Here is an 8,958-nt window from a genome sequence, read left to right on the forward strand (position 1 = left end):
CAACAATGACAGACACCACTGACGATACGATCCAGAATCGTTCCGAAATCGCGTTCGTCATCGATGCGAAAGATACCAACCCCAACGGTGACCCGCTTACTGCTGACAACGAGCCACGTATTGATCCAGTCACTGGACAGTGTGTCGTTACCGACGTGCGGCTCAAGCGATATCTTCGCGATCAGCTCGTGGAAGATGATCATATCGTATTGATCGCCAATCCAAATGACGACGTGTTGACTCGCGAAGAGATGTACGATGCTGTCGAAGAAGAGATGGGTGTCTCTACTGAAGATGCAGAGCCGGAGGAGCTGCTTGAAGCGTTCGTCGAGACCGCAGCAGACGTACGATACTTCGGGGCTACCATTTCACTTGACACTGAATTGGCCGATGATCTTCCCGATCAGTTTGAGGGTCCTGTGCAGTTCAATCACGGACGGAGCTACCACGAAGTGGCCCGCAATACCGAATCCAAGCAGCTCGCTACTGTCATCGCCAACGAGGACGATGACGGTGGCAAGAAAGAACAGGGTACGTTCGCTACAGACAATCGTATCAGTTATGGCGTGATCGGGTTCGGTGGCCGAATCAATGACAACGCCGCCGAAGATACTCGTCTTACCGAAGCGGACGTCAAGCGCCTCGACACACTCTGCTGGCGAGCGCTGAAGAACCAAACCGTCACTCGATCGAAGGCAGGCCAACAGCCCCGCCTCTATGTTCGGGTCGAATACAAGGAAGATGGATTCGAAATCGGACGGCTCAATGATCGTATTGACGTCGACAGCGACTTGCCTGAAGACGAGATTCGTGGCACGAACGATTTCGATCTTGATGTCTCCGAACTCGTGACGGCTCTTGCTGATAACGAGGCTCGTATCGAGACCGTTCACGTTACCGCCGACAGTGCAGTTGATTGGTCGCGTCGGAAAATCGTTCAGAACCGTCTGGGCAGTCGCTGAAACGAAGTCGTAGCTGACTCCTCGAAGGAATGGGGACTGTTTGATNGGTCGCGTCGGAAAATCGTTCAGAACCGTCTGGGCAGTCGCTGAAACGAAGTCGTAGCTGACTCCTCGAAGGAATGGGGACTGTTTGATGAACGTGAACGAGTCCCCGATTGAGGTTACGGTCACGATCCACTTCGTTCTGACTATTGACCCAACTGAACAGTACCCACTTGCCGCCTTCGCGGAGTTTCTGACCGAGCAGCGTCTCGAATCGACGCTGCTCGAAGCAATCATCGAGAGCCTCAACGACGTACTCGTTGAGGCGTACTGTGGCGAAAAACACGCACAGGGAAACGGAACCAACCGATTCCAACGCTCGACAACGAAGATTCGCACAGCGGTTACTACCGTCGGCGAGCACGAGTTCTCCCTTGGCTACGTCAAAGACACTGCGGCAACTGACGACGAGAACGCTCATTTCCGCCCCATCGAACAATTCGTCGATTTCAACGGAAAGAAGCGATATCAGCAGGATATCGCTGCGCGAACAGTCGATCTTGCGACGGCTCTCTCCTACCGTGACGCAGCCTCACATGCTGAGGACCTCGAAAGGACGCCCTCGAAGGACACCATCCGCGACCGCGTGACCGAGTGCGGCAGGAAACTCACAGAGTTCGTTTCCAGCCGCATTGCCGGGTCTGAAGCTGAAACCGTCATCCCTGACGGAACCAACTGCTACAGTCAGGACGAGGACCGTGAGTACCACGACGTACGAGTAACGCTCGCAGAAGACACCGAAACAGCGTCACGATCAGTGCTTGATGTCTCGGTGAACACTCCCTGGAGTGAGATTGCGGATACTCTGGATACTGCTGAGGCGATCACTGACGACGCGAAAGTCGTCAGTGACGCCGAGAAGAGCCTTGTTGGGGCCTTTCAAACAGACACACGCGATCATCAACTCGATTTGTCTCACGTTCCGCGCACACTTGGCTACAAGCTGTGGGACGACGGTGCGCTCTCATTGGAGGACCGTAACGAGATCATTTCGGAGGTCTCTGGAGAGTTGTTCCACCTGAAGAACTCCGTCGAGAAACATCGTCCGCAAGAGGAGTATTCGGCGATCCGCTCGCGGATCGCCCGAACGAAAGAGCGTATAGAGAAGACAGCATGGCAGTTAGAGCAACTCTCTTCGCCGAAAGCAGCATCGTACCTTCGTAGTGGACTGGATTCGATGGTGACGTTTGCTGAGGACGCGATAGACGGGTTCGAGGTGCCGTGGACCTCGAACCCTGTCGAACGAGCAATGGGGGAGGTAGCCAAGCGATGCAAGCGTGACTGGATGCAGTGGAGCGAAGAAGGGTTAGATACGCTGTTGCAGTTGTCCCTCACGAAATACGCCAATCCCGAATACTACCGCGAGTTCTTCGATGAGTTCCTCCAGCGGTCAACTCACGGAAAGATACGATGTAGCGTGTCGGTCACAACGAACGGAGGTGAACTCTGAACGGTTTTCCGACGCGACCNGAGTTCCTCCAGCGGTCAACTCACGGAAAGATACGATGTAGCGTGTCGGTCACAACGAACGGAGGTGAACTCTGAACGGTTTTCCGACGCGACCAGTTGATTTCACACTCTCTAACGGGGAGACGGGCGACCGCGAGGACTTCTATGCTGCCCTTGAGGACGCTCTTGGTGCCGACACTGTCGATGCCTACGACGTGTACGAGCGGTACACGAACTGATAACCTCAATCACCCTTTGCACATGACGCAGCAAGATATCACTGACCACGTACCTGATGGCGGAAAATCGTCAGATGACCAGTCATCCACATCGGGCTCACAATTCGTTCCCAACAGCTGTATTGGGTTCGATGTAACCGCTGACTTTGCCCACTTCCGGAAAGTCGGTAACAATAGCGCGAAGCCCAGCTACCGCATCCCACCCCGGACGACTGTCGCCGGTTTGCTCGCAGGTATCATGGGAATGCCGCGCGACAGCTACTACGATCTCTTCTCCCCGGACTCTTCAGCAATCGCAGTCGTTCCGAAAGAACTGCCACATACTTACACCATGGGCATTACCACGGTCAATACGAAGGCTGACGATGCTATCCAATACCTTCCTCACGAGCGGAGCTGGCAACAAGGAGCAGAAATGCTCACACCCAAGTCCTATGTGAAGTATGATCGCCAGCGCGATACCTATGAGATGCTTGTTGATCCGATATATCGCATCTATGTTGCCCTCGACGATCGAGATGTTCACGACGAGCTCCGTGAACGCCTCGAAGACTCACGGTATCACTACTCACCGGCGCTTGGTCTTTCTGAATGTATTGCTGATATTCGAAATGTCGATGTACATTCGGTCGAATCAGCTTCGACGGATGTAGTCGACTCTGCTGCATACGATGCCTCTACCGTCATTCCGCGCCCTGGAATCACAATCAAGCGCGAACGGGCACCGCTTTACATGGAAGCGACTGATAATGGTCGGAAGACAACTGCGTTCGATAATATCACCTACGCAACCGGTGACGATCGCCTCCCCGTCAATGAATCACGGGCATATACAGTCGGCGAACACAGGATTGTCTTCTGCTGATGTCTAGCCCAATGGTATTTGACCAGTATATCTCACATCCTGCCAAAACGGAAGACGACAATGACACTCTTCTCATTGGCAATGAAGGCCGATTTGATCACGATGGACATCTACGGACGGTTGCCGACCGGATGATGGATAGATGTGGTGAACAGGCATTAGCTGATGGGACATCTATAGAGCCGGTTGCTAAAGTAACTGGTCTCTGCCACGATTTCGCCAAACTGACTTGTTGGGCCCAGATGCACCTTCGTGGCAAACCCTTTCAGAAGCCCGACGAGTATCGATATCACGCTTTCCCTGGTGCTCTCGTTATACTCTATTGCCTGCTGGAATGTCGCGATAATGTAGGAGAACATGCAGCAGAGGTAGCCACACTCGTGGCCGCGGGCCATCACAATACACGATCACCTCCTGAGCCTTCCACGTTAGCGGAAAAATACGGACGAACCAAAGCAGGGGTGAAAGGAACATACCAGCGTGTTAGCAAACAATTTGACGATATCGATGATAAGGTGCCGATGCGAGCAGATCGGATTATTCGAGAGGCAACTGATGGATCGGGTTCATGGGAAGGATTCCGAGAGTGGTACGACTCCCGTATAGAATCAACTGACGGTGTACACGACCATCTGGTGTATTTTGCACAGATGGGTAAAGGTACCCCACGAGAGGGTTACTATGCAGACGTAATTCGGCTATGGACGGCTCTCAAGTTCGCCGACCAGACTGCGGCGAGCGGTCTCAAACAGGACGACCTCAATGGTACTCTTCCCGACCGGATCGATCTTGATAATCATATCAATGATCTTGATGGAGGAGAAGGCATATTGGCTGATCTCAATCAGCTCCGCGATCAGGCCAGACAGGATGTGACGAAGAACGTCGAAGCCCTTGTCGAGTCCGACGATGTAGGTCTGATTACGCTTCCAACGGGGTTCGGAAAGACATACGCTGGCCTCTCAGCAGGCCTCCGGGCCGCCAACATCAATGACAGCAGGCTAGTGTACGTCCTCCCGTACACTAGTATCCTTGATCAGACTGCGAGAGAAATTCAGTCTGTCTTTGGAACCAGTCCCTACAGTAGGTCGTTTACGCTCCACCATCATCTCTCGAACACCTACACCGGTCTTGGTGACCGTTATACCGATGCGGAAATTGGTAGGTCACCGGGTGCTCTCCACGCAGAATCGTGGCTAAGCGGCCTCACTCTCACAACTACTGTTCAACTTTTCGAGTCACTCACAGCTCCGACGGCACGACAGGCCACTCGCATCCCCTCGCTTCAAGAAGCCGTCGTCGTAATCGACGAACCACAGGCCATTCCGGAGGACTGGTGGCAGATTGTACCCTTGCTCGTCAATCTACTCGTCAGCATCTATGATGCTACGGTTATCTTGATGACGGCAACGCAGCCTGGTCTTGTCAAGTACGGCTCTAATGATCTCGAAACACAGGAACTCACTGATGATACCGATCAGTATACTGACTTTCTTGCTGAACATCCTCGAGTCACTTACAGGCTGCACGATACCGTACAAGAGAACTCTGGAGACAAGTACGGGGTGCTTGATTACCCCACCGCTGGTAGCCAAATATCCGACACGGTTCAAGACGGCAATGACGTACTCGCAGTCTGCAACACGCGAGCAAGTGCTGAAGAACTCTATCAGTATGTCTACCAGACTGCCAGAGCCGACGAAAACGCCTCCGTCGAACTCGGTCAACTTCTCCATGATTACGTGAGCAAGGCTGGTGAACTACCGAATCCCGTCCAACTTCGCCGATTCGCTCTTGATGCTGTGGCAGAGAAAGATACCGCTAGCATCTACGCATACCTCTCAGGCGATGTACGTCCCAATGATCGGTCTCTGATTATCGATACCCTCTATAATGAGGACGTAGGGGATTCAGACGATCCCAATCCACTTCTTGATCGGGATGAATCAGTTGTCCTCATCTCTACAAGCGTCGTTGAGGCTGGTGTCGACATCAGTTTTGACACTGTATTCCGTGACTATGCACCAATTCCCAATATTGTCCAATCTGGCGGTCGATGCAACCGATCGTTTGGTGGAGAAACTGGTAATGTAATTGTCTGGCGGCTTGATGATCCAAATGATGGAAACAACATTCCATCACTGGTGATACACGGTGGTGACGGTGGCGATGCACTCCCACTTTTGCGAGAGACCGGGAATGTTCTTCGACGTCACGCTACCGAGGATGGCAGCATCGATGAGTCTACGATGGTTTCTGACACGGTGGTAGACTTCTACGAATCGCTGTTCGAGGGTCCGCTAGATCCTGGTGACGAACAGCTTGCCGCTGCGGTCGAATCAGCCTCGATGTCCGAATTAGCGGGTGAACACATGATCGACGATATAGAGAGCTATGACGACGTTGTCGCTTGTCTTACTGACGAAGAACATCGTAATCTCCTCACTTACGATCTAAGTGCGAGGGATATCGGTGAACATCCAGGTGCACAGGTCAACACTGACCCGGATACGTGGGAAGATGAGGTGTCTGTTGGTAATTCAAGGTACCTGCTGTTGGATGCACGGAGCGCATCATACGATCCAGTTTTCGGCGTTCGGTGATTTTGTCGGACCACAAACGGACTGTGTAGAGTCGAAGCTTGGCAGAAGATCGTGCAGCTGGCTTGATCATGTGGTTCAGACGAACCTACGTAGGGACGAAGCCTAAGTTCGAACGCGTCTCTATAGATGACCAGCGGTTATAGATGGACACACGTAGGACCGACGCATCAACATCACGGGCGAGCAGCCGTCCCTACAAAGATTCGTCTATAACGAGTACGCTGGCGGAAGTGATCGGCTGCGTGACGCTTCGACTCTACAAAGGTTCGTCTGTAACCGCGCTCGCAACGATTCGACGGTTCGTAGCCCGTGATGCTTCGCCCCTACAAGGGTTCGTCTGTAACCCGGTTTGTCACTCATGAGGTTGCTCTCGTTGCTGGCTTCGACCCTACAAGGGTTCGTCTGTAACCGAGCGCTGTCCGCTTCGGCGAGCGTATTGAACTCGCTTCGACCCTACAAGGGTTCGGCTGTAACCACGTTGACCCATCCCTCCGCTGCCGGGATGAAGCGGCTTCGACCCTACAAAGGTTCGTCTGTAACCGGACCGCCAGGGTTGACACCCCGAGGTCGTCTGCTTCGACCCTACAAGGGTTCGTCTGTAACGGATATGCGACTTCCCGGGCGCTGTGGAAGTTTTCGCTTCGACCCTACAAGGGTTCATCTGTAACCCGCGTGAGCGTCGCGCCCACATTGCTCGGAAGTGGCTTCGACCCTACAAGGGTTCATCNACCCTACAAGGGTTCATCTGTAACCCGCGTGAGCGTCGCGCCCACATTGCTCGGAAGTGGCTTCGACCCTACAAGGGTTCATCTGTAACAAGCCAAAGGCGAGGTGCTCGGACTCTACGAGGAGCTTCGACCCTACAAGGGTTCATCTGTAACTCGACTGTTTCATCCCGTGGAAACACTGGATATAGCTTCGACCCTACAAGGGTTCATCTGTAACGGTTGTCACGAACACGCTCAATGTTCAGACGACCAATGCTTCGACCCTACAAGGGTTCATCTGTAACCTGACTGCCGGGTTCGAGCCCTTCGACCTTCTGCTCGCTTCGACCCTACAAGGGTTCATCTGTAACCCGACCGCCGCGAGGATCGCCAAGAATGGTGCGTAGGCTTCGACCCTACAAGGGTTCATCTGTAACGATGGAGCCTCGAACTTCGCCTTCCCCGTCGGCGTGCTTCGACCCTACAAGGGTTCATCTGTAACGAGTCAGCCCGCCGAAAGCGCAACCAGCGATACCAAGCTTCGACCCTACAAGGGTTCATCTGTAACCCAAATCTGGCGCGGATTGGGCGACGATGCGGAGACTGCTTCGACCCTACAAGGGTTCATCTGTAACTCTCGCCGTCATGCTTCACGTTCGACCGAGCCACAACGCTTCGACCCTACAAGGGTTCATCTGTAACCCGGCAGGCTATGGTTCACGTTCCCGCTCATGCCGTGCTTCGACCCTACAAGGGTTCATCTGTAACGTCCCGACCGGCGCGGAGAAACGCTTCGCGGCTATCGCTTCGACCCTACAAGGGTTCATCTGTAACCAAGCACCCGTCGGCTTTCACCGAATCGTGCTTATAGCTTCGACCCTACAAGGGTTCATCTGTAACCAGCGGTGTGGGCCAGATCGTCATGCGTCTCAAGGAGCTTCGACCCTACAAGGGTTCATCTGTAACGCGGACGGCGCTGGCGTCAAGGTCCAAGAGGGCCCGGCTTCGACCCTACAAGGGTTCATCTGTAACAACGGCTGCGGCCGCGATACCGATCGGACCGGTGGCTTCGACCCTACAAGGGTTCATCTGTAACTGGCTTCGATACGCTAGAGGAGCCCGGGTAGAGCTTCGACCCTACAAGGGTTCATCTGTAACAAGCGAGATACTATTCCCACTCACAGTAACGACAGTTGCTTCGACCCTACAAGGGTTCATCTGTAACCTCACCGCCGCCGGCCATCGACTTCGATATTTTATGCTTCGACCCTACAAGGGTTCATCTGTAACCCTACAACGGCGCTTTCAAAGGGATTCGCTTTCCGCTTCGACCCTACAAGGGTTCATCTGTAACCCGTGGCCTCCAAACCCGTCCGCGTCTCGGAAGCTTCGACCCTACAAGGGTTCATCTGTAACGCACGCAGGACGGCGCGATCACGGCGGCCGCGCTCGCTTCGACCCTACAAGGGTTCATCTGTAACCAGCAACGACCCCGTGCTCGTCATCACTGGCGGGCTTCGACCCTACAAGGGTTCATCTGTAACAGGTTGCCATCGATCGGGCGGCGAACATCGTCGACGATGCTTCGACCCTACAAGGGTTCATCTGTAACATTCGGCGTATCGCGAGATCCGTGAGCATTGCCGAGCTTCGACCCTACAAGGGTTCATCTGTAACTGGAAGATCAACGTCACTCACTACAACGCTGCTGACGCTTCGACCCTACAAGGGTTCATCTGTAACCATCCCCAAATCATAGGGTATACAATCGCTACGTCTCGCTTTTCACATAGAATTTTCGTTGACCATCAATACGCGCCAGACCTCCGTGGGTCGATGAAGTTGGAGAAATGATTGTTTTGCGACCTCCCTTGATTGCTCCCTTCACAGAACTATACATATCTACAAGAGTTGCTGAATCGTTGCTCTCAGTATGACCGTGAGAAGAGAAGATACAATCCACGGAACCATTTAGATCTGGTGTACGTGTTTAGCCCCGAGCGATTTCGGTAGTCTCTCCTAGGACCCGTACGAGTAGTGCAGTAGGTCGATGCAACAGGCGAACGAGTTCATCTTCGAGGGATGGTCTCC

General features: G+C 53.5%; 5 protein-coding genes and 1 CRISPR repeat array. Of the genes, 4 read left to right on the forward strand and 1 reads right to left on the reverse strand.

Going from position 1 to position 8,958, the window contains the following annotated elements:
* The first annotated feature begins 5 nt into the window (after positions 1-5).
* The 3 genes from cas7b (at position 6) to cas5b (ending at position 3,557) form a co-directional block, all read left to right on the forward strand.
* Positions 6-962 (forward strand): type I-B CRISPR-associated protein Cas7/Csh2, encoded by a 957-nt coding sequence (gene cas7b, locus C451_RS00505; RefSeq protein WP_007736475.1) that lies wholly within the window; start codon positions 6-8, stop codon positions 960-962.
* Positions 963-1,116: 154 nt separating this feature from the next.
* Positions 1,117-2,454, forward strand: a complete 1,338-nt coding sequence (locus C451_RS00510) for an ISH6 family transposase (RefSeq protein WP_394295053.1) — start codon at positions 1,117-1,119, stop codon at positions 2,452-2,454.
* 260 nt (positions 2,455-2,714) lie between these two features.
* Positions 2,715-3,557: a type I-B CRISPR-associated protein Cas5b gene (cas5b, locus tag C451_RS00515; RefSeq protein ID WP_007736477.1), complete on the forward strand. Its 843-nt coding sequence runs from the start codon at positions 2,715-2,717 to the stop codon at positions 3,555-3,557.
* Positions 3,558-3,715: 158 nt separating this feature from the next.
* On the opposite strand, the gene C451_RS23345 is transcribed toward cas5b, so the two are convergent.
* Positions 3,716-3,952 (reverse strand): hypothetical protein, encoded by a 237-nt coding sequence (locus tag C451_RS23345; protein ID WP_007736478.1) that lies wholly within the window; start codon positions 3,950-3,952, stop codon positions 3,716-3,718.
* Positions 3,953-4,018: 66 nt separating this feature from the next.
* Here C451_RS23345 and C451_RS00520 point away from each other — a divergent pair, with 66 nt between their 5' ends.
* Positions 4,019-6,160, forward strand: a complete 2,142-nt coding sequence (locus tag C451_RS00520) for a CRISPR-associated helicase/endonuclease Cas3 (protein ID WP_241431121.1) — start codon at positions 4,019-4,021, stop codon at positions 6,158-6,160.
* A gap of 247 nt (positions 6,161-6,407) precedes the next feature.
* Positions 6,408-8,610: a CRISPR direct-repeat array (repeat unit 30 nt; unit sequence GCTTCGACCCTACAAGGGTTCATCTGTAAC).
* Positions 8,611-8,958: the final 348 nt, after the last annotated feature.

This window comes from Halococcus thailandensis JCM 13552, assembly GCF_000336715.1.
GTDB classification, from domain to species: Archaea; Halobacteriota; Halobacteria; order Halobacteriales; family Halococcaceae; genus Halococcus; species Halococcus thailandensis.

What these genes read in the sequence shown, in the direction of transcription:
- cas5b (WP_007736477.1), top strand. Translation starts at nt 2,715, where the DNA reads ATGACGCAGCAAGATATCACTGACCACGTACCTGATGGCGGAAAATCG.
- cas7b (WP_007736475.1), top strand. Translation starts at nt 6, where the DNA reads ATGACAGACACCACTGACGATACGATCCAGAATCGTTCCGAAATCGCG.
- C451_RS23345 (WP_007736478.1), bottom strand. Translation starts at nt 3,952, where the DNA reads ATGGCCCGCGGCCACGAGTGTGGCTACCTCTGCTGCATGTTCTCCTAC.